Genomic DNA, 18,264 nt, shown 5'->3' with positions numbered 1-18,264 from the left:
TGTGCGCCGCCGAACCAGTTTCACTATCTCAGCCTACATGCCGAGCGAGGCCTTGTAGAGCTTGACCTGTTTGTCGCGGCCGATCTGGTCGGTCAGCTTCTCCCAGGCGGCTGCGATGGCGTCGGCGCCTTCCTGCGCCTTCATCTTGCCGGCAAAGGTGTTGGCCAAAATGTCCTCGGCGGCGCTGTAGTACTGGAAGATGCCGGGGATGCGCGGCTCGATCGCCGCGTTCGGATGGTTGTAGCTGTCGGCTTCCGACTTCAGATACGAGGTGATGAACGCCTCGTCGTAGCCCGCCGCCACCCATTCCGGAATGTTGAAATGCGAGTTGCGATAGGGCTGGAAACCCGACGGATAGGCCGCGCACCAGAGCGACAGGTCCTTGCCGCCGAGATGGGCAGCGGCAGACCATGCCGCCTTCTTCTTCTTTTCGTCGCTGTCGACGCGGGCCATGACATAAACGCCCCAGCCGAGATAGGCGCAGTTCGGTGCATGGTTCGGGCCGCTGGCGAGCTTGTCCCACTGGCCGGTCTTGGAGTTGTAGACATCGTCCGAGCCCGGCAGGATCGAGAAGCCGGTGATGTCGCCGACGACCGAGGAATCGTTGGTCTTGACGTTCGAACCGACGTCGCCCCACCAGGTAACCATCGAACCGGTGCCTGCCAAGAATTGCTGGAAGGCGGTGGTGTTCGGGTCGGCGTTGATCTGGTCGGCAGGTTCGGAGGGCAGGGCATCGATGACGTCCTGGATCGCCCGCACCCATGCCGGATTGTTGACGCGCGGCTTCATCGTGTCGGCATCGAACAGCCAGGCCTTGTCGTCGGGATGCTTGGCGTAGGCGCTGGCGCGGCTGCCGAGGAAATAAAAGCCGAAACCGCCCCAGGGCTTGGGCGCATCGAGATAGCCAAAGACATCCTGGCCCTTCACCTGCTTGCCCTTGAGGAATTTCGTCACCGCCTGCACCTGCTGCCAGGTCTTCGGCACGCCCCATTCGCCTTCTCCGCCGCCGTCCTTCCAGGCCTTGGCGAGGTCGGCATCGGCAAACACGTCGGTGCGGTAGTTGAAGTTATGCGCGTCGCCGTCAACGGTCACGCGATATTGCTTGCCGTCCCATGTGCCCACCGGCGGCTGCAGATAGGCCACGACATCCTTCATGTCGATCTGGTCCTTGACCCAGTCCGGCATCTCGGAGGTGAGACCCTTGCCGCAGACGTCGCCTTCGAACGGTGCCCCCATTTCGATGATGTCGAAATCGACGGTGCCGGTCGCGATCGACTGCTGCAGGCGGGCGTTGTAGTCAGCCTGCGCCAGGTCGATCCAGTTGATCTTGGCGCCGGTATAGGTCTCCCACGGCTTCAGGAAGCCGCGAAACAGCACATTGTGCAGGTTCTGGTTGTTGAGGCCCATGAAGGTGAGTTCGACACCGGCGAATTCGCCTTCCTTGACATTGGCCTTGGTGGCGCCAAGGCAAAGCTCGCCGACCTGCTGGAAGTCGGCATCGGTCGGCTGACCCTTGCCGACACCCGGGATCTGCAGGATCTGCGCACGCAGGTCGTCGGCGGCCGCAGCCGTGCGCGTCAGCGCACCAAGTCCGGCGCTTGAGGCCGCCGCGAGGGCGGCCATGCTGGCCGCTCCCTTCAGCACGTCGCGGCGGGTGGCCCCGGCGCGGACAAGTTGGTTATAAAGGCTGACTTTCATTTCGTTCCTCCCAGAAGGTCAATTGTGAATTGGTTCAGATGGTGGAGCGCCGATTATGTTCCCCAACGACAGCGACTCCCGTAAATAGCGGCCCGAATTCTCCCTCCCGCGACGCTTGGCATTCAGTGCCGGACAAGCGTACCGGTGCGCCCGGAACAGGGTCATAAGCCGGACACTGTCACTATTCGCACAACGAAGTGCGGTGTCAACGTGAATGGGTTTTTTATCTATAAGAGACTGACTTGCCCTCGCCGTTTGCGTTGTTTAGCTTCACGGCAACTGAAGGGGGAATGATGGCTCAAGTCGCGATCCGCAATGTGGCCAAGGCGTTCGGAACCGTCAAGGTTCTGCACGATGTCAGCGTCGACATCGCCGACGGGCAGTTCGTGGTGCTGGTCGGGCCTTCCGGCTGCGGCAAGTCCACGCTGCTGAGGATGGTGGCCGGGCTGGAAACGGTCTCCGGCGGCACCATCGCCATCGGCGAGCGCGTCGTCAACCATCTGCCGCCGGCCAAGCGCGACATCGCCATGGTGTTCCAGAACTACGCGCTCTATCCGCACAAGACGGTCGAGCAGAACATGGCCTTTGCTCTCAAGCTGCGCAAAACCGACCCGGCGGTGGTCACTGAGCGGGTCAAGCGCGCCGCCGACATCCTCGACCTCAATCCCTACCTCAAGCGCTATCCGCGCCAGCTCTCTGGCGGCCAGCGCCAGCGCGTCGCCATGGGCCGCGCCATCGTGCGCAACCCGCAGGTGTTCCTCTTCGACGAGCCGCTCTCCAATCTCGACGCCAAGCTGCGTGTCCAGATGCGCACCGAGATCAAGGAACTGCACCAGCGGCTGAAGACCACCACCATCTACGTCACCCACGACCAGATCGAGGCCATGACCATGGCCGACAAGATCGTGGTGATGCGCGACGGTCGCATCGAACAGGTCGGCGCGCCGCTGGAATTATTCGACCGGCCGGCCAACCTGTTCGTCGCCGGCTTCATCGGCTCGCCCTCGATGAACCTGCTCAAGGGCGTCGTGCGCAAGGGCGACAAGCCCGTCGTCGAGATCGCCGGGACGCCGTTCCCGATTGCGGCAACCAGTGCCGTCGAGGATGGCCGTAATGTCGTCTACGGCGTGCGGCCCGAGCATCTCGAAATCCATCCCGATGGTGTTCCGGCGAAGATTTCGGTGGTCGAGCCGACCGGTTCCGAGACTTTGGTGTTCCTGCGCTTCGGCGAGGGCGAGATGGTGGCGCTGTTCCGTGAGCGCCACGACTTCAAGCCGGGCGACACACTGCACCTGAAACCGCGGCTCGACCAGGTGCATCTCTTCGACGCAGAGACCGGCAAGCGTCTCTGATTTCGCCCCAGCAAACTTCGCGAGGAATACCATGCTCAAAGGAATCGATCCGCTGCTCAATGCCGATGTGCTGCAGGCGCTGCGGGCGATGGGCCACGGTGACGATCTGATTATCGCCGACACCAATTTCCCGTCCGATTCGGTGGCGCGCCAGACCGTGCTTGGCCGGCTGCTGCGCATCGATGCGTCGGCGGCCGACGTGGTCAAGGCGGTACTGTCGCTCTATCCGCTGGACACCTTCGTCGACGACGCGGCCGCGCGCATGGAGATCGTCGGCAAGCCGGACGACATTCCCGCCGTGCAGCAGGAAGTGCAAAAAGAGATCGATGCCGCCGAGGGCAAGGCCTGGCCGATGATCTCGGTCGAGCGCTACGCCTTCTACGAACGCGCCAAGAAGGCCTATTGCGTCATCCAGACCGGCGAGCGCCGCTTCTATGGCTGTTTTGCGTTCCGCAAGGGCGTCGTGCCACCGGATGCGGAGTAGCGGCATGCCGGCGAAACCGATCGTCATGAAGCCGGTTGTCATATTGGGCGTCTTCGTCGCCGATACGGCCTACCGCGCCGCCCGCCAGCCGCGCATGGGCGAGACGATCCTGGGCACGTCCTTCACGCTCGGCCCCGGCGGCAAGGGCTCGAACCAGGCGGTGGCAGCCGGCCGGCTCGGCGCCGATATCACCTTCCTTACCCGCCTCGGCGTCGATCCCTTTGCCGATATGGCGAGACAGACCTGGTCGCACGCCGGCGTGAAGAGCGCCGTCATCGACACGCCGGAAAGCTACACCGGTGCCGCCTATATCTTCATCGAGGAGACGAGCGGCAACAACGCGATCATCGTCAGCCCTGGTGCGGCGATGCTGATCTCGCCCGCCGATATCGAGGCAAATGCCGGCCTGATCCGCGCGGCCGGCGTTTTCGTCACCCAGCTCGAACAGCCGATCGAGGCGGCGCTGGGGGCGCTGGAGATCGCGCGCGGGGCAGGGGTGACCACCATCCTCAACCCGGCGCCGGCGGCCAGGCTTCCGGACCGTATCTACACGCTTTGCGACTATGTCACGCCGAACGAGACTGAGGCCGAGGAACTGACCGGCATCAAGGTATCCTCCATCGACGATGCCCGCCGTGCCGCCGACAGCCTGCTCGAGAAGGGCGTGGGCGCTGTAATCGTGACGCTCGGCGAAAAGGGCGCGCTGCTGCACACGGCCGACCGTTCCGAGCATGTCGCAGCGGTCGCCGCCGGCCCGGTCATCGAGACCACGGGTGCGGGCGACGCCTTCAATGGCGGCCTGGCTGCGGCGCTGTCGAGGGGGATGGAACCCCTGCAGGCGGTGCGCTTCGCTTGCGCCGTCGCAGGCATTTCGGTGACGCGCCCGGGCACCGCGCCGTCCATGCCGACGCTGCAGGAGGTCGAGGCGCTGCTCGCCGAGGGGTGAGACCGTATGGATTACATCATGAACGAAGACGGTTTTTGACAAATCAACGTCGACATTTCTCCGACATCAAGGGGACGTGACCCCAAAGGAGAAATGGCGCGAGTGACGGGGCTCGAACCCGCGACCTCCGGCGTGACAGGCCGGCACTCTAACCAACTGAGCTACACCCGCGCATAGACGAGCACGTGTCAGCCGTGTTCGTCGTTGGGGCGGTGGATAAGGGGTAAGCCACCGGGTGTCAAGCGGACCCGGACAGCATAACAGCAAACAGGAGAAGGTTTTTTGACAAGCCGAACTTTGTTGCCGAAACCGGCTCCCGGCCAAGCCACTCGCCGCTCATTTGGCCTTGCGAAGCCGGTCCTAACTGCTTAAAGGTCCGGCCCGGGGCGGGCGATTAGCTCAGTTGGTAGAGCGCTTCGTTTACACCGAAGATGTCGGCGGTTCGAGCCCGTCATCGCCCACCATTTTCCTCGATGTGTTCAGTTTGGGCTACACCGCTCAAGCTGATCGCCCAGGTGAGACGCATCCGACCACTGTGCTACTCGGACTTTGGTCTGATTCGAACTGTCTTTCCGCAGGGACTTAAGTCTGATCTGCTTGCCTCTCATGAGGGAAACGATTGCCGAAAGCTACAACTTGCAGTATCTCAATTGCGTATGGGCATGGGCGGGAGCGAAAATATTCCTGGATGGCTTGTGAGTCATCTTCCGGACGATCCCGTGATCGCAGGAGATCTCGCGGATAAGATATCGAAGGAAGCTGAAAAAAACCGGCTTCCAGGCGAACGGGTTGTGAACACAACCCGTAACGAAGAAGACACCTTCAAGAAAGAACAAGTCGAAGCTTATCCCGACGCCGCGGTTGCAGGAGTCTTTGCCAGCGGTTCATTCCTCGCCCTGTTGGTATTAGCCATTTATCTGCTTTATGTGCTCTCGATTGTGGCCGGGGGAACGGTCGCGGATGTTCCCCTGCCGCCCATATGAACTAGTAGACGCTCCGCCAACACTCGAATTAGCCCCGCACCGTGATGCTGGTGACTTTCGTGTCTGCGGTGGAGCACGCGACGAAGGTTTCGTTCCCGCGGCAAAGGTGTTCACGCGGGGCAACTGGCTGCTACAGAACGGCAGCATTGTACTTCCATAGGCCTCCCGGTTCTTTGCAACTTGGGCGATTGGCTTGTCGCAGATCAGCCTGCAATCGCCGGAGCGTGAGCAATCCGTTTCGCCACATAAACACAACGCTTCGATGAATCAGCGTCCTGCACCACCGCAAATCCAATCGCCTTGTAGAACCTTAGCGCACCATCGTTCTCCGGCATGACTTCGAGGTGGATGCCGGTCGAGCCGCTCGCGGCAAGCCCCTGCTCGAGGAAGGCCATCGCGCGCCTGCCGATGCCTTTCCCGCGCGCTTGCGGCAACACGTCGATATGGCCATGCGACGGATAGGCGGTCAGCGCAGGCGGAACAGCGAAATCGGGATGATGGACCCGATGCCGCGCCCAGTCGCTGCCGCGCCAGCGCGAGCTGTCGGGTCCCGGGTCCGCCACGCGCCGCTGAAGGTCGGGATACCACTCTGATGCCAGGCTGGCATTGAAAGCGCCCGTATCGGCCGCGCCAAGCAGGTAGCCGGCCGCACCTGCGGGACTATCGATAATGAAGGCCAGCTCGGGTTCGAGCACCTGGTAGGGAATAGTGTAGAGGAGGCCGAGCAGTTCCGGGTCGTCCTCGCGGCCGCTGGCGTCCTTGCCGGCATCGCCGGTCTTGAGACAGATCATCGCAAGCGCTGCATGATCGGCGGTGGTCGCCCGGCGCAGGAAGAAACCGCCGCCGAAATCGAGGATCATGGCGGCAGCAGCCGGAAATCCTTGCCCTCGGGCAAAAGCTGCCCGCCGTCGACGATGATGGTCGTGCCCGTGATGTAGCTGGCATCGTCAGAGGCCAGGAACAGGAAGGCATTGGCCACATCGCGAGGGCTGCCGAGACGGCCGAGCGGGATGGCGTCTTCCATGTTCTTGATGAAGGCCGCACCGCGATGCTGCTCTATGCCTTCAGTGAGGATGTTGCCGGGCTCGACGCCGTTGACTGTAATGCCGTAGCCCGAGAATTCGAGCGCAGCCGAACGGATCAGCCCATTGATGCCGGCCTTGGTCGCTGAATAATGGCCGTGGCCGGGGCTGGTGACATGCGGGCCGGTGATCGAGGAGGTGAACAGCATGCGGCCAAAATGCTGTGCCTTCATTGGCACCAGTGCGGCGCGAGCAGCGATGAAGCTGCCGCGCAAGTTCACCGCCATGACCCGGTCCCAATCGTCGGGACTGGTGTTTTCCAGCAATTGCCAGGGATAGATTCCGGCATTCTGCACCATGATGTCGAGCCGGCCGTGACGGTCGAGCGCCAGTGCAACAGCAGCCTCGGCATCAGCCATCTGCGAGATGTCGGTGCGGATGAAGGCGGCACCGAGCTCGTCCGCAGTCGCTTGCCCGGCCTCAGCCTCGGTATCGGCCAGGACAAGCGTCGCGCCCTCTTCGGCAAAGCGTTGTGCGATGCCCTTGCCGATCCCGCGCGCACTTCCAACGATCAGCGCGACCTTATCTTCCAGACGGCCGGTCATGCGAGCCTCTGGCGGATGGTTTGCTTGAATGCGTCGAGCAGCACCGCGGCGAGGACGAGCAGGCCGTGGATCACCTGGGTGAAGTTGGCCGGCAGGCCCATCAAATTGATCGCCGTGTTAATGGCCGAGAGCAGCAGCACGCCGGCATAGACGCCGGGCAAGGTGCCGACGCCGCCTTTCAGGCTGACGCCGCCGATGACGACCGCGGCGAAGGCATTGAACAACAGGCCGACGCCGAGATTAGCTGTCGCGCCGGAGGTGCGGATCGCCAGCACCCAGCCGGCAAGGCCGGCGATGGCGCCGGCAAGGACAAAGGCTATGACAAGGTTGCGGTTGACGCGGATGCCGGCGCGGAAGGTCGCCGTCTCGTTGCCGCCGATCATGACCAGGTGCCGGCCGAAGGGCGTCTTGGCCATGATCAGCGAGAACACCACGAAACACGCAATGGCGATCCAGGCTGTCAGCGGCAGGCCACCCAGGCGCTGGATGCCGAACCAGCGGATCGCCGGCGCAAGGTCCTGCGCCGAGCGGCCGCCGGAGATGACCAGCACCAGGCCGCGCACCCAGATGTAAGACGCCAGGGTGATGATGAAGGCGCTCATCTTGACCCTGATCACCAGGTAGCCATTGAAGGCGCCGATGAGGCCGCCGACCGCAAGCGCGATGAGCAGCGAAACCGGAACCATCAGCCATTGCGGCTGCAACTGGATGCCGAGGCCGATGCCCGACGAGCAGAACAGGATGCCGACCGCCATGGCGCTGAGCGCCGCCACCGATTCGACCGACAGGTCCATATGGCCGGCAATGATGACCAGCGCCAGGCCGATCGACATGACGCCGAGCACGCTCGATGCCTCGATGATGTTGGCGAAGATGCCGAGCTGAAAATAGTTCGGGATGAGGATGGAAAAGACCACCAGCACGAAGACCAGCATGAACCAGACGAGATTGTCGAGGATGAACTCGAGGGTTTGGCGCGTGCGGGGATTCATCTGCGGATCCAGTTGGCGCCGACCCCGAAAAAACCACTCGGTTTTCGGAAAGATCAGGCGCGGTTGAAATTTGCTGCAACGTTCCCGTGCGCGTCCGCTTGAACGCACCGGGCTGCAGGGCTTGGCTCCGGGCCTGTGTGGCCCGGAGCTTCTGGCGAGTTTGCTATTCGACCGGCTTTATGGTTTCGGTCGGCGGCTTCATGTTGCCCCAGAAGGCAGGGTTATCGACATTTTCCTTGGTGATCGCAGCGCCGGGGATCTTGATGTTCGGCCCCCACGCTTCTTTGGTCAGGGTCGATTTCAGGCCAAGCACATCATATTCGCCGGGCTTGATCTCCTGCTTGTTGACCACCTTGTCCATGAACATGGCGACCGCCGCGGCCTGGGCATAGAGCGGCTGCTCGACTTCGACGTTGAGCCAGCCCTTGCGGATCAGGTCGAGGCCGACCGGAGCGCCGTTCGAGCTCATCAGCATGACGTCGCCCGGTTTCTTGCCGGCGGCCTCGAGCGAGGCGACGGCAGCGACCGAAAGATGCGCTGCATGGCTGAAGATCAGGTCGATGTCGGGGTTGGCGAGCAGCTGGTCGTTCACGATGGTCCCGGCTGCATCCGCCGCCCATTGCATGGCCGGCAGCGAGATGATCTTGACGTCCGGGAACGCCTTCATCTTCTCCTCGAAACCCTTCTGGATATCGAGCGTGTAGGGGTCGCCCGGATCGCCGAGCACCTGCAGGATCTTGCCCTTCACCGAGCCGTTTTTCGCGGTCAGGAGCTTTTGCGCCTGGTCGGCGGCGACGTAGCCGATCTCGACGGTTCCGGCCACCGAGGTGAAGTCGGACGGGGTCGAGGTGATCTGGCGGTCGAACTCGACGACCGGGATGCCGGCGGCGCGGGCGGCCTCGATCGACGGTTTCAGCGCATTGAAATCGACGGCGGCAAGAATGATCGCCGACGGCTTCAGCGCGATGACGTCGTTCATCTGCGATTGCTGAGCGTCGGTCTTGTTGTCGGCGTTCAGCGTCTTCATCTCGTAGCCGACCTGCTTCAGGAACAATTCCAGCGCGCTCACCGAGCCGGTCTGGAACTCATCGAGCAATGTCGGCACCATGTAGTAGACGGTGCCCTTGGACTGGGCGAATGCCGGCGTGAGCGTGGCAAAGGCCAGTGCCAGGATACCGAAGACGGAAAGAAGTATTTTCTTCATGTCGTTCGCTCCTCTTGCGCCGGACCCCTCGTTTGTCCCTCAGTTCGTCGGTCCGGCACCGGCGAGCGTCTCTCCGGTGATCATGTTGATCACCGCGTCGGGACTTGTTTTGTTGCGTGCGACGTCGCCCGCCACGACGCCTTGCCGGATCACCACGATCCGATCGGCGACCTGGAAGGCCTGTTGCATGATATGAGTGATTATGACGACGCCGATGCCCTGGCTCGCCACCTGGCGGATCATGTCGAGGCCGCGCCGCGTCTGCTCGACGCCGAGCGCCGCGAACGGCTCGTCGAGAAGCACCAGCTTGCCGCCAAAATGCACGAACCGATTGAGCTCGATGGCCTGCCGCTGGCCTCCGGAAAGATGCTCGACATTGGTGCGAAGCGAGGGAATGCGGGTGCCGGCGCTGGCCAGTGCCTTTTGCACCACCTGCTCCATGGCGCGCTCGTCGAGCACCGGAATGCCGAGAACCTTCCTGCTGATCTCGCGGCCCATGAAGAAATTGGCGACCACGTCGACATTGGTGCAGAGCGACAGGTCCTGGTAGACCGTCTCGATCCCCGCGGCCTTGGCCTCGGCGGGGGATTTGGCGAGGAATTCCTTGCCTTCGAACAGCATGCGGCCGGAGGTCGGCTCGAGGCCGCCGGCAATGATCTTGACCAGCGTCGATTTGCCGGCGCCGTTGTCGCCAAGAAGCGCCACCACTTCGCCCTTGTCGATCGAAAAGCTGATGCCTTTCAGCGCTTCGATGGCGCCGTAATTCTTGGCTACATTGTCGAGCACCAGCAGCGGTTCACTCATGCTGCGATCCCCTTGTTATGCAAGAGATCCCGACCGCGTTCGCGCTCGGCGGTGAAGATCTGGCCGAAGCGCGGCGAAAGCACTCCTGAGACGGCAAGCGCGGCGGCGCCGCGCAACACCGCATGCTGGCCGCCGCGCGCGACGCGGACGCGGGGGGTCGCGCGGTCGCTTCGCGCCGAGACCGAATTGGGCAGGTGCGCGGCCGCGCCGGCAAGCCTTTCGAGCAGGTCGGTGGAGGCAAGCCCGCCGAGGATGATGGTTTCGGGATCGAACAGGTTTTCGATGATGGTGACGGCGTTGCGGAAGATCGGCGCAATCTCGCTCACCCACTCGGCGTCGGCGATGTTGCGGCGCCGCAGCGCCTCGAGCGAGAGATACCGTTCGAGGCAGCCGCGATTGCCGCACGGGCAGGGCTCGCCGCCCGGCACCGCGGGAATGTGGCCGATTTCACCGGCGTTTCCCCAGGCGCCGCGCAATGCCGCCCCGTCATGCACCATGACGCCGCCGAGACCGACGCCGAAATAAAGATAGTAATACTCGGAATATGCCGTTCCGAGGCCGTAGAGGCGCTCGCCGATGGCAGCCGCCGCCATATCGGTTTCGAAAAAGGCCGGCAGTCCGGTCGAGGCGGCCAACCGCTCGCGCAGCGCCACATCCTTCCAGCCGGTCATGGTGGTCGGCCCGACAAAGCTCATGGACTCCACGCCGAACGGTCCGGGCAGCGCCATGCCAATGCCGAGAACGCGGCCGCCGGGCCGCAATGCCGTCAATTCGAGCACCATGGCGCCGATCAGCTCGAAAGCGTGGTCGGGCGTTGCATTTGGGGCTTCGCGGTAGGTGCTCTCGATAACATCGCCGCTTAGGTTGATCAGGGCGGCATTGATGCCCAGCGGGGTGACGTGGATGCCGACGGCATAGCCGCCTTCCGGATTGATGCGCAGCGTTGCCGGTGGCAGGCCGCGCCCCTTGGGCTCTTCGCGCAGCGACAACACGTAACCGTGCTCTTCCAGCTCGCGAACGATGGTAGACACGGTCTGCACGGTGAGCCCGACCCGCCTGGCAATGTCGCCGCGGGCGATCGGTCCGTGAAGGCGGATGGATTCGAGCACGATGCGCCGGTTATACGGCCGCCCGAACTCCTGATTGGTTCCCCGCAGTGCCATGCCTTGTGCCCTCGAGAGAGAGCAGAGGTTCGCACCGAATATTTATTCAGTCAAATGGAATTCAAAAATAATTCGCCTGTGGCCAAGGTCCTTCTAACGCCGGCGAATTCGCGCCCGCTGGCGGATGGGCCAACTCTGGCAATTTTCCAGTATGAAGCGCCACCGGCTGGACGGGAGCCAGGCATGACCTTGGCCGGCAATCCGATCAGCGCCCTGAAGCCCATTCGGAACCCGGCTGTGAGCCGGCCAGGGATCGGAGTTCGTTGCGCCTTTCCGTTGCAGGGAGCATACTTCCTCTCGCCGGTCTGCGGGAGGAGATGCGATGCCGAAGCTGACCCTCGACGGGATTGATCTCGGCTATGAGGTGCGGGGCGACGGGCCGCCGGTTCTGTTCGTCCACGGCAGCGTCACGAACGGCATGATGACATGGTCCGCCCAGCAACCGCTTGCGGAGCGCTGGAAGCTGGTTGTGATCGACCGGCCCGGATACGGATCAAGTTCCCCTGCCGAACGCGAGGATTTCGTCGTCGACGCCGGACTGGTCGCCGGATTCCTCGATCGGACGCATGACCTCTGGGACGAAAGCCGCGTCCATCTGGTCGGGCATTCCTATGGCGGCGTCATCTCTCTTCTTGCAGCAGCGATGCGCCCGCGAGCGATCCGTTCGCTCACGGTGATCGAGCCGCCGGCCTTTGACCTTGCGCGCGGGGATGTTGCCGTGAATGAACTCGTGACGCGCCTGAAGACCCACTGGCAAAGCGGACCCCGCGACGATCCCGCGCTTTTCTTGCGCCAGTTCCTCCATCTGGTCGGCTCGGCGATACAATTGCCAGACCCGCTGCCGCTCCCGCTCGCGCAAGGCGCGGCCATGCTCGTCGTCGAACGCGGGCCATGGGAGGCCGAAATTCCGCTTCGGCAACTTGCCGATGCGCCGTTCCCGAAACTGGTGGTATCCGGCGGGCACAGCGCAGCATTCGACGCCGTCTGCGACGTGCTCGAAAACGTGCTTGGTGCCGATCGTGCCGTGATCGCCGGCGCGGGGCACAGCGTTCAGCAGACCGGTGAGCCGTTCAACCGGCGGCTCGGCGCGTTCATGGCTGCTGCTGAGGGCTGAAAGCGATCTATCTTTGATATTGCGTGGCGGGCGGTTGGCCGCGCGCTAGGCTTCACGCCGAATGAATCGCCGGCTCTACAGATACCGCTCGACCTTCTTGCCGACGGTCAAAAACCGCAGCGGATCGATTGCCTCGCCGTTGTGGCGGACCTCGTAATGCAGATGCGGGCCGGTTGAGCGGCCGCTGTTGCCGGTCTTGCCGATGATGTCTCCGGCATCGAGCTTCTGTCCGACGGCGACGTCGATTTCGCTGAGATGCCCGTAACGCGTTACAAAACCGTTGCCGTGGTCGACCTCGATCATGCGGCCGTAGCCGCCGTTCCAGCCGGCCTTGACGACAACGCCGGCTGCCGTGACCTTGGCTGGCATACCGACCGGCGCCCTGAAATCCATGCCGGAATGCAAGGCGGCCGTGCCGAGGATGGGGTCGGTGCGCACGCCGAATGGGCTGGTAACGCTGCGGCCGGGGGCGGGGTTGGCGAGCGGCAGCCGGCGCGCTTCCTTTTTAAGATGATCCAGCGCGTCAAGAGCCTCGTCCAACTCCTTGACCTTGCTGTCGAAGACCAACGAGCTGTCGAGTGGTATCAGCGGGCCGCCAACGTCGCTCTTTTCGAATTCGCTATCGACGGGCAGGCCGGCGGCCTCGAGCGCCTGCGAGATCGCGTCGGCGCTTTTGTAGGCATTGTCGGCAAGTGTAGCGATGCGGGTGAGCTGCTGGCTCTCGATGGCCTTCAGCGAGTTGTTGATCGAAACGAAGAGCTTGTCTGCCCGGTCGGCCGCGCTTTCGCTCGGCAGCGGATCGGCGCGGGTCGACCACAGCGAGAACGGCCTGGTGTCGTCAACGCCCACAGGAGCGGCAAGGCTGGCGACAGTATACGCCGTCGGCTGGATACTCCCGGTCGCGTCGGCATGTTCGTCCGGCTTTGCCGCCGGCACGGGCGGCGTTGCGACCTCGTTTTCGGCTCGTTCGAGGATCGGGCCGAGGCGGCCGTGACGCAGGCTGAGCTGGCTCTGCCGTTCCAGCAGCTCGCTGACCTTGGTTTCCATCAGTTGCTGATCGAGTAGCTGGCGGCTGGTGATGCGGTCGACCTGGCTGCGCAGTGCCGAGATGCGGTCTTCGTAGGCCTGCTGCATGCGCGCCTGCCGCGCCGTCGTGGCACCGATCAGATCGTCGCGCAGCACCAGATAGGAGGTCGCCAGCAGGTAGCCAATGACGATCGCCGCCAGCGCCGAGCCGCAAAATGCCGCAAGCCACGGGCGTATGGTGAAATGCCTTATCTGGTCGCCCCGGGCGATGATGACCGTGTGGGGCTCTTTGCGTCTGCCGAAGACCGCTGACTGACTGGCTACGTTCACGGGACCAAGCTTTCGTTACGACACCAACGACGAGCCTGATTACACATTATTAGGGTTAACAAAGTTTTGCCGGATCGAACGACAGGCAAAGGTCTTCGCGCAAAACGGGTATCGAATTGCAGCGGCCTGGCGCAGCTCTCAAAGGGCGTGAACCGCCTCCAGCACTTCTTCGGCGTGCCCCTTGACGCGGACGTTGCGCCAGATCCTGGCGATGCGTCCGTCCCGGCCAATTAGGAACGTCGCCCGCTCGACGCCCATATAGGTGCGGCCGTAGAGCTTCTTTTCTACCCACAAATGGTAAGCCTCGATCACTTTGCGCTCTTCGTCGGCGACAAGGTCGACGCTCAGATCGTATTTCGCCTTGAATTTGTCGTGTTTCTTGACGCTGTCCGGCGAGAGCCCGATGACGACAGCGCCGGCCTTTTCGAACTCCGGCTTCAACTGCGAAAAGCCGATCGCCTCGTTGGTGCAGCCTGTGGTGTCGTCCTGTGGGTAGAAATAGAGTACGATGGGTTTTCCCAGCAATGCGGCGAGGCTGAGTGAACCGCCGCCGTCGCGCGGAAGATCGAACTGCGGCGCAACATCGCCCACGTCGAGGTCAGCCATATCGATGCCCTTGTTTGAGGTTACGCGCCAGGCTGCATCGATATAATGTCGAGCGGGGATTCGTCCACGATCGAATTCGTTTCAACGGAAGATTGCGTGGATCAGGAGCTACCGCAGCACGAGAAGATCAGGTTCAGGCGTGACGAGATCACCGACCTGGGAACCTTTCCGTCCGCGTGCCGCGTCCCGCCGCTCGGCCAGGCGTCGATCGGTCGCGGCGTCCGTATGATGGCGCGGCTGTTTGCCGGCCTTGTCGCCCTTGTGTTGCTGGCTGCCGCCGGCGTCTATGCGATCGGCGTGTCCGGCTTCGGCTCGGAGCGGCTTCGCGCGGAAGCCGAAACGGCAATCGAGAAATTGGCCGGCTTCGATGTCGACGTTGCCGTCGGGCCGGCACGGCTGACGCTTGACGGGTCGAGCTTCATTGCGCTGCAGGTCAGCGACGTCAGCCTCAAGACCGCCGACGGAAAACCAATGGCCGATGCAGGCCGGGTCCGCTTCGGCATCCGGCTGATCCCGTTGCTTTCGGGCGAGGTACGGCTGACCAGCGCCCGGATTTCCGACGCGCACATCGTCATGGCGGCAATGCCGTCCGGCGGCGACTGGACGGCCGAGCTGCGCAACCAGGACGGCCTCATCGATCCGGAAAAACTTTCCGCCGCCGTCTTCGCCAACCTCAACCGCGCGCTCGACGCGGTGCGCGAGGATTCGATGCGCCAGATCGATCTGCGCAACGTCGAACTGGCACTGCCCGAGACCGGATCCGTCAAGTCGGTCACCATCGCCGAGGCCTCCGTCTCGCAGTCGGGACCGGGAAGCATGGAGTTTTCATCCGACGCGGATGTCGACGGCAGGGCGCTTACCATCGCCGCTTCCGCCACCCGCGATCCGGCGACGCGACGCATCACCACGCTGGACGCCAGCATCCAGGCAGCGGATGCCGACACTGCGGCAGGTGGCAAATTGGGTGCGATCGCCTTGAAGCTGGCGGGGTCGGAAGGGACCGGCGACAACGGTTCGCGGCTGACCGCTGCCCTGTCACTGACCGGATCGGTGCTCGATCTCGGTTCGCGCGGCCTGCTTCCGGCCGACATCGATCTCGATGCAACACTCGTCGCCGGGTCGAACAAAATCCAGGTCGACAGTTTGCTGGTGAAAACCGGCCGCTCGACCTTCGATTTCGCCGGTTCGATCGGGCCGAAGCCGGCTACCGGCGCAGCGGGCGAGGAGCCATCCTATCGTTACGACCTGACCAGCGACGGTTCGACCCTGGCGCCTTCCGATTCGCCGGAGCCGGCACTCAGCTTCATTGCCCGTATCGCCGGCGTCTACCAGCCGACGAGCCAAAAGCTGGTCGCCGAGCAGATCGGCGTCCGGTCCGGACCGGGCAGCGAAGTGCTGGGCACGGCTTCGGTTTCATTCGTCGCCAACCAGGCGCCGGGCATATCGGTGGCGCTCAATGTCCACGACATGCCGGTCTCGCACGTCAAGCAATTATGGCCATGGTTTTCGGCGCGCAATGCCAGGCTGTGGGTGCTTAAGAACCTGTTCGGCGGCCGCGTCGTCGATGGCAGCCTGCAGTTCCAGGTCGTGCCCGGACGGCTCGGCAACGGCGTGCCGCTTTCCGCCGATGAAGTGTTCGGCCGATTCCAGGTCGAAGGATCGCGCTTCGACACGGCCGGCCGCATTCCGCCGATCCGCGATGCCGTTGGCGTCGTCGGCTTCCACGGCAATGACGTCGACGTCGCGCTGTCGTCGGGCAGCGTCTATATGCCGAGCGGCCGCACGGTGGCGGCGAGCAACGGCACGCTCACCGTCAAGGCCGCGAACCATCCGCCGGTGATCGGCGCGCTCGACATCGATGTCGCCGGCGAGGCGCCGGCAATCGCCGAGTTGGCATCCTTTGACCCGATCAACGCCATGCGCCATGTCGGCCTGCTGCCGGACGACCTATCCGGCACGGTGACCGGCCACGTCAAGGCCGATATTCCGCTGCAGTCCGGTGTCGACTCTTCCAAACTCGATTGGCTGGTGGCGCTCGACTACAAGGACCTGTCGCTGGGCAAGCCGTTCGAGGGCCAGACAGTCAGCCATGCCGACGGCTCGATCACGGTCGCGCCCGACCGGGCGGTGATCTCGGCGAAGGCGCTGCTCAACGGCATTCCGGCCGAGCTCGACCTGATCGAGCCGCTCAGGGATGGCGGCCCGCCGCGCAGTCGTAAAGTGGCGCTGGTGCTCGACGACAAGACGCGCGCCACCGCCATGCCTGGCCTGTCGACGCTGCTTTCCGGAACCATCAAGGTGGCGATCGACAAGAGTGGCACCGGCAACCAGAACGTGTCGGCCGACCTGACCAATGCCAGGCTGGACATTCCCTGGGCCGGCTGGAGCAAGGGGCCTGGCATTCCCGCCAAGGTCGTCTTCGCCATGGCGAAGACCGGCGACACCACGACGCTCTCCAATTTCGAACTCGATGGCAAGACCTTTTCCATCGACGGCAGCGCGGTGCTGGTCAACGGCGCCTTGTCCTCGGCCCGGTTCAGCAAGGTCACGTTGAACAGGGGCGACGACGTCGCCGTCTCGGTGAAGCGGTCGGGCAAGGCCTATGCTGTCGAGGTCAGCGGCAGCGCGCTAGACGCACGCTCGCTGATCAAGCAATTCACGTCCGACGTCGACACCGCCACCAAGACCACTGGCGTCGATGCGATCTCGGTCAGCGCCGACGTCAGTTCCCTGACCGGCTTCCATGACGAGGTGCTGTCGAATCTGAAGCTCGACTACAGCGCCGCCGGCTCCCGGGTGAACGGGCTCAAGGTGAGCGCCACAGCAAGTTCGGGAGCCGCCATCACCATCAGCAACACGACCGGCGGCGGCCTGCGCACGCTCAACATGAAGTCGGCCGACGCCGGCGCCATACTGCGCTTCCTCAACATCTACGAGCATATGGAAGGCGGCTCGATCACGCTGGCGCTCACCGGGGCCGGCGACGGGCCGATGAAAGGCCAGGTCGACGCCAAGAACTTCTTTATCGTTAATGAGCCGAAGCTCGCCTCGATCGTGTCGACGACGCCGGCCGGCGACAGCCGCAGCCTCAACGAGGCGGTCAAAGGCAATCTCGACACGTCGAGGGTGAATTTCGAGCGCGGTTTCAGCGAAATCGACAAGGGCAGCGGCTATCTGAAGCTGCGCAACGGCGTGCTGCGCGGCTCGCGCATCGGCACCACCTTCCAGGGCACGCTCTACGACCAGAACAACAATATGGACATGACCGGCACGTTCATGCCGGCCTACGGCGTAAACCGCATCTTCGGCGAACTGCCGCTGATCGGCGCACTGCTCGGCAACGGCCGCGACCGCGGCCTGATCGGCGTCACCTACAGGCTCAAGGGCAACGCCAACAAGCCGAACCTGGAGGTCAATCCGCTATCGGTGATAGCGCCCGGGATTTTCCGGTCGATCTTCGAGTATCGCTGAGGTCAAAACCCAATTACCTCGAGCGACCGAGTTTTGATCTTAAGCGGCCGCTCGTCCGCCCCGCGAATTCACGCCCATGATCCAAAGGCGACTGACGTCCGCCCGGGCCTAAATGGCCGCTTTACGCCTAATGTCGGCCGTTAAAGTTAGTTGTGCCACCGCCTTACAGCGGACATCACCGGCGACCGCGCTTGAGAGCGTAGTTGCGCCAGGAGCGGTCATTCGATGTTCTGCCGTTGAACGGCTTCATTCGCCAGTTTAGCGGAAATTGGGCGACAGCATGGTTGCCTCAACAGGGAAGTTCGAAACCCTCTTGGTCCGCGAATCCCGCTGATTGCACGCTGCGGTGCGATATTCTGCAAGATAGCCACCCAACCAACGCCGATAGCCGCATTGCTCTCGACAAGAGCACTCCTGCCGCAGACCACCTAGCTGGCAGACACTTGGCTGATCCCGGCATCGAC

Annotated in this window: 15 protein-coding genes and 2 tRNA genes; 7 read left to right on the top strand and 10 right to left on the bottom strand. The window is 63.3% G+C overall.

The annotated features are described in order from the left end of the window. Positions 1–33: 33 nt before the first annotated feature. A complete protein-coding gene (locus NKJ73_RS25000; protein WP_023674663.1) occupies positions 34–1,698 on the bottom strand; it encodes an ABC transporter substrate-binding protein in 1,665 nt (554 codons plus the stop codon). Between the two features lie 293 nt (positions 1,699–1,991). On the opposite strand from NKJ73_RS25000, the gene NKJ73_RS24995 reads away from it, so the two are divergent. Genes NKJ73_RS24995 through rbsK form a run of 3 tightly spaced genes read left to right on the top strand, consistent with a single transcriptional unit; the run spans position 1,992 to position 4,480 of the window. Beyond that, positions 1,992–3,050 (top strand): ABC transporter ATP-binding protein, encoded by a 1,059-nt coding sequence (locus tag NKJ73_RS24995; protein ID WP_352456634.1) that lies wholly within the window; start codon positions 1,992–1,994, stop codon positions 3,048–3,050. A gap of 31 nt (positions 3,051–3,081) precedes the next feature. After that, the gene (locus tag NKJ73_RS24990; protein WP_352571442.1) at positions 3,082–3,534 is read left to right on the top strand and encodes an RbsD/FucU family protein; all 453 of its coding nucleotides are present in this window, start codon (positions 3,082–3,084) and stop codon (positions 3,532–3,534) included. A gap of 4 nt (positions 3,535–3,538) precedes the next feature. Then, complete coding sequence (gene rbsK, locus NKJ73_RS24985; protein WP_031211227.1) at positions 3,539–4,480, top strand: ribokinase; 942 nt, start codon at positions 3,539–3,541, stop codon at positions 4,478–4,480. Positions 4,481–4,574: 94 nt separating this feature from the next. On the opposite strand, the gene NKJ73_RS24980 is transcribed toward rbsK, so the two are convergent. Then, positions 4,575–4,651, bottom strand: a tRNA-Asp gene (locus tag NKJ73_RS24980). Between the two features lie 217 nt (positions 4,652–4,868). Between NKJ73_RS24980 and NKJ73_RS24975 the strand changes: the two genes are divergently transcribed. Together NKJ73_RS24975 and NKJ73_RS24970 are read left to right on the top strand one after the other, a co-directional pair. After that, a tRNA-Val gene (locus NKJ73_RS24975) sits at positions 4,869–4,944 on the top strand. Positions 4,945–5,130: 186 nt separating this feature from the next. Continuing rightward, positions 5,131–5,463 (top strand): hypothetical protein, encoded by a 333-nt coding sequence (locus tag NKJ73_RS24970; RefSeq protein ID WP_352571441.1) that lies wholly within the window; start codon positions 5,131–5,133, stop codon positions 5,461–5,463. Between the two features lie 203 nt (positions 5,464–5,666). Here the strand turns inward: NKJ73_RS24970 and NKJ73_RS24965 are convergent, their stop codons facing one another. The 6 genes from NKJ73_RS24965 to NKJ73_RS24940 form a co-directional block, all read right to left on the bottom strand. After that, a complete protein-coding gene (locus tag NKJ73_RS24965) occupies positions 5,667–6,323 on the bottom strand; it encodes a GNAT family N-acetyltransferase (protein ID WP_352571440.1) in 657 nt (218 codons plus the stop codon). Continuing rightward, positions 6,320–7,090 (bottom strand): SDR family oxidoreductase, encoded by a 771-nt coding sequence (locus NKJ73_RS24960; protein WP_023674668.1) that lies wholly within the window; start codon positions 7,088–7,090, stop codon positions 6,320–6,322. Before NKJ73_RS24960 ends, NKJ73_RS24965 begins: the two co-directional genes overlap by 4 nt. Continuing rightward, the gene (locus NKJ73_RS24955; RefSeq protein ID WP_352571439.1) at positions 7,087–8,082 is read right to left on the bottom strand and encodes an ABC transporter permease; all 996 of its coding nucleotides are present in this window, start codon (positions 8,080–8,082) and stop codon (positions 7,087–7,089) included. Before NKJ73_RS24955 ends, NKJ73_RS24960 begins: the two co-directional genes overlap by 4 nt. Positions 8,083–8,245: 163 nt before the next feature. After that, positions 8,246–9,286: a sugar ABC transporter substrate-binding protein gene (locus NKJ73_RS24950; protein ID WP_352571438.1), complete on the bottom strand. Its 1,041-nt coding sequence runs from the start codon at positions 9,284–9,286 to the stop codon at positions 8,246–8,248. A gap of 39 nt (positions 9,287–9,325) precedes the next feature. Continuing rightward, the gene (locus NKJ73_RS24945; RefSeq protein WP_352571437.1) at positions 9,326–10,090 is read right to left on the bottom strand and encodes an ATP-binding cassette domain-containing protein; all 765 of its coding nucleotides are present in this window, start codon (positions 10,088–10,090) and stop codon (positions 9,326–9,328) included. Then, entirely contained in the window at positions 10,087–11,253 is a 1,167-nt protein-coding gene (locus NKJ73_RS24940; RefSeq protein WP_352571436.1) for an ROK family transcriptional regulator, read from the bottom strand. Before NKJ73_RS24940 ends, NKJ73_RS24945 begins: the two co-directional genes overlap by 4 nt. Positions 11,254–11,575: 322 nt before the next feature. Here NKJ73_RS24940 and NKJ73_RS24935 point away from each other — a divergent pair, with 322 nt between their 5' ends. Then, on the top strand, positions 11,576–12,367 hold the full coding sequence (locus NKJ73_RS24935) for an alpha/beta fold hydrolase (protein ID WP_023674672.1): 792 nt from the start codon (positions 11,576–11,578) through the stop codon (positions 12,365–12,367). A 75-nt stretch (positions 12,368–12,442) separates the two neighbouring features. Here the strand turns inward: NKJ73_RS24935 and NKJ73_RS24930 are convergent, their stop codons facing one another. Together NKJ73_RS24930 and NKJ73_RS24925 are read right to left on the bottom strand one after the other, a co-directional pair. Next, entirely contained in the window at positions 12,443–13,723 is a 1,281-nt protein-coding gene (locus tag NKJ73_RS24930) for a M23 family metallopeptidase (RefSeq protein WP_352571435.1), read from the bottom strand. Between the two features lie 138 nt (positions 13,724–13,861). Continuing rightward, positions 13,862–14,329, bottom strand: coding sequence for a peroxiredoxin (locus tag NKJ73_RS24925; protein ID WP_352571434.1), 468 nt, complete (start codon positions 14,327–14,329; stop codon positions 13,862–13,864). Positions 14,330–14,425: 96 nt separating this feature from the next. Between NKJ73_RS24925 and NKJ73_RS24920 the strand changes: the two genes are divergently transcribed. Continuing rightward, positions 14,426–17,800 (top strand): hypothetical protein, encoded by a 3,375-nt coding sequence (locus NKJ73_RS24920; RefSeq protein WP_352571433.1) that lies wholly within the window; start codon positions 14,426–14,428, stop codon positions 17,798–17,800. Positions 17,801–18,264 lie beyond the last annotated feature (464 nt).

This window comes from Mesorhizobium sp. M0074 (genome assembly GCF_040322975.1).
In the GTDB taxonomy this organism is placed as follows: Bacteria; Pseudomonadota; Alphaproteobacteria; order Rhizobiales; family Rhizobiaceae; genus Mesorhizobium.
Note: the sequence above shows the minus strand (reverse complement) of the source record. Positions and strands in the feature narration are given on the sequence as shown.

Bases quoted from the DNA above. Each gene is read 5' to 3' on its own strand.
- NKJ73_RS24990 (WP_352571442.1), top strand. From the start codon at position 3,082: ATGCTCAAAGGAATCGATCCGCTGCTCAATGCCGATGTGCTGCAGGCG.
- NKJ73_RS24945 (WP_352571437.1), bottom strand. From the start codon at position 10,090: ATGAGTGAACCGCTGCTGGTGCTCGACAATGTAGCCAAGAATTACGGC.
- NKJ73_RS24935 (WP_023674672.1), top strand. From the start codon at position 11,576: ATGCCGAAGCTGACCCTCGACGGGATTGATCTCGGCTATGAGGTGCGG.
- NKJ73_RS24940 (WP_352571436.1), bottom strand. From the start codon at position 11,253: ATGGCACTGCGGGGAACCAATCAGGAGTTCGGGCGGCCGTATAACCGG.
- rbsK (WP_031211227.1), top strand. From the start codon at position 3,539: ATGCCGGCGAAACCGATCGTCATGAAGCCGGTTGTCATATTGGGCGTC.
- NKJ73_RS24950 (WP_352571438.1), bottom strand. From the start codon at position 9,286: ATGAAGAAAATACTTCTTTCCGTCTTCGGTATCCTGGCACTGGCCTTT.
- NKJ73_RS24960 (WP_023674668.1), bottom strand. From the start codon at position 7,090: ATGACCGGCCGTCTGGAAGATAAGGTCGCGCTGATCGTTGGAAGTGCG.
- NKJ73_RS24965 (WP_352571440.1), bottom strand. From the start codon at position 6,323: ATGATCCTCGATTTCGGCGGCGGTTTCTTCCTGCGCCGGGCGACCACC.
- NKJ73_RS24925 (WP_352571434.1), bottom strand. From the start codon at position 14,329: ATGGCTGACCTCGACGTGGGCGATGTTGCGCCGCAGTTCGATCTTCCG.
- NKJ73_RS24995 (WP_352456634.1), top strand. From the start codon at position 1,992: ATGGCTCAAGTCGCGATCCGCAATGTGGCCAAGGCGTTCGGAACCGTC.
- NKJ73_RS25000 (WP_023674663.1), bottom strand. From the start codon at position 1,698: ATGAAAGTCAGCCTTTATAACCAACTTGTCCGCGCCGGGGCCACCCGC.
- NKJ73_RS24955 (WP_352571439.1), bottom strand. From the start codon at position 8,082: ATGAATCCCCGCACGCGCCAAACCCTCGAGTTCATCCTCGACAATCTC.